This is a genomic window from bacterium (genome assembly GCA_021372535.1).
Lineage (GTDB): Bacteria > Latescibacterota > Latescibacteria > Latescibacterales > Latescibacteraceae > JAFGMP01.
Map to the genome: position 1 here is coordinate 1 of JAJFUH010000092.1, position 2439 is coordinate 2439.

General features: G+C 51.5%; 1 protein-coding gene. It reads left to right on the top strand.

Translation table 11 applies throughout. The annotated features are described in order from the left end of the window. Positions 1 to 136 precede the first annotated feature (136 nt). The gene (locus LLG96_08890; GenBank protein MCE5250322.1) at positions 137 to 2296 is read left to right on the top strand and encodes an ATP-dependent RecD-like DNA helicase; all 2160 of its coding nucleotides are present in this window, start codon (positions 137 to 139) and stop codon (positions 2294 to 2296) included. Positions 2297 to 2439: the final 143 nt, after the last annotated feature.

Below are 2439 nucleotides of genomic sequence, written 5' to 3' on the forward strand. Positions count from 1 at the left end.
ACCTAATATCGCTTAATATCCTTTTGTTCTCAAGAAGATTCAAACCCGCGTGCGAAAATGCTTTGTCTTTTTCTCCTCGTGATTTATTTTCCCAGAGACCCGATAAATAACCTTATAGCATGGAATGCCGTTCGCTATGACGGAAACAAACCTGGAAGTCCTCAAAGGTATTGTCAGAACAATCACCTTCAGAAACGAAGACAACGGATACACCATTGCCAAAATCGAACCGGAAGGGAAACGGGGTATCGTTGCGGTAACCGGGTATGTGAAACTGCTCTGTGTTGGTGAGTCGGTGGTTTTCAGGGGGTACTGGGTGAACGACCCCAAATACGGAAAACAGTTCAAATTTGAAAGCTACGAATCGGTTGTTCCGAGCACACTCGATGGTATCGAACGGTTTCTTTCATCGAAATTTATCAAGGGTATCGGCCCGGTTTTCGCCCAGAAAATTGTCCGGAAGTTCGGTAAAGACACCATAAAAATACTTGACGAATCACCCGAACGGCTTTCCGAGGTTCCGGGGCTTAACCGGACAAAGGTGAAGGCGGTTATCGAGGGATGGAAAACGCACCGTCATATCCGCGACATCATGATTTTCCTCCAGTCCCATGACATCTCTCCGGCATATGCATCGAAAATATATGAACAGTACGGCACCGAGACTGTCGATAAGATGCGGAGCAATCCATACCGTCTGATTCGGGATATACGGGGTATCGGATTTATCAAGGCGGACCAGATAGCCAAAAAGCTTGGAATAGGGCAGCAGTCTCCCGATCGTGTGCGCGCCGGTATCATGTACGGACTCGACGATCTGATCGACAAGGGGCATATATACGTTCCGAGGCAGATGCTCATCGAGCAGGCGGCTGCCATGCTCGAGCTCGATGCCGCCGAAGTGATCGGGGAGCTTGACTTCCTGAAGAAAAACGGCAGTATTACCGGCAATGAAGAACGGATATACAGGGCCGACCTCTATAAAACCGAGTGTCTTCTTGCTCAGCGTCTCAGGCTTCTCGCCTCGACGTCCCTGCCTAAGACACACCCGGAACGCTCTGACATAGAAAGTGAAATCGGTTCTATCGAGCAGTCACGGGGGATTGCGTTTGCTTCCCAGCAGCGAGAGGCGATTCTGACCGCCGCCCGGTCGGACTGCATGGTACTGACCGGCGGGCCGGGGACCGGGAAAACCACAACCGTTCTCGGAATGATCGATATGTTTCGCAGGCTTCGGCGTACGGTAGTCCTGTGCGCCCCGACCGGCCGCGCCGCAAAACGTCTTTCCGAAGCCACGGGCATGGAAGCGAAAACCATCCACCGTCTCCTCGAATATGACCCGTATCGCGGAAAATTTTCAAAAAACGAAGGCAACACGATTGCTGCGCATGTTGTCATCATGGATGAGGCATCCATGGTCGATACCGTACTGATGGCGGATTTTCTCGGCGCCGTGAGCCCCTATTCCACGCTGGTGATTGTCGGCGATGTTGACCAGCTCCCATCGATCGGGCCGGGAAATGTGCTCAGGGATATCATTGGCTCGGGAACGGTGTCCACCATCAGGTTGACCGAGATATTCCGTCAGGCCGCTTCGAGCAGGATCGTCCAGAGCGCCCACCGTATCAACACAGGAAAATTGCCGTTCACCGACAATGAATTTTCGGGCAACTTTTTTTTCATACGGAAAAGCGATCCCGCCGAGGTTACTTCGACCATCGTGGATATGATTTCACGGCGTCTGCCATCCCGCTACGGCTTCAATCCGGTTGCCGATATACAGGTGCTGTCGCCGATGCACAAGAGCGAAACCGGCGTCGCGAATCTCAATGCTCTCCTGCAGGAACGTCTCAATCCGGGCCGTCAGGGTGTCACTGAGTTTAAAAAAGGCGGGTGGGTTTTCCGTCGCGGCGATAAAGTCATGCAGGTGCGGAATAACTATGACAAAATGGTTTTCAACGGGGATATCGGGCGGATCGAACGGATTGACAGCGCTGGAGTGAGGGTGCGGTTCGATGAGCCGGTGGAGTACACCGGCTCGGAAATCGATGATCTTGTGCCGGCCTATGCAATCAGCGTTCACAAAAGTCAGGGAAGCGAATTCAGGTGCATTGTAATGCCGGTGACTACACAGCATTTTATCATGCTCAGGCGGAATCTTTTGTATACCGCCGTCACCCGAGCCCGTGAACTTGTGGTGCTTGTGGGTGATGTTAAAGCGCTTGCAATTGCCGTGAACAACGATCAGGTGAGCGAGCGGTATACATCCCTTGCAGAGCGACTGCGTGAATTATAAGAGCGCGGTGAAAGGATTTTTCACCGCGACCTTATGAATCGAGACTCAATCGAATACAAAAACCGGAACTGGAATAAATGATGATGATTTGCTGTATTTTACGGTTTTTACTTCCTTTGGCGCAATTTTTTCCTGAGCCTGCT

Coding starts and splice junctions, on each gene's coding strand:
- LLG96_08890 (MCE5250322.1), top strand. CDS start 137: ATGACGGAAACAAACCTGGAAGTCCTCAAAGGTATTGTCAGAACAATC.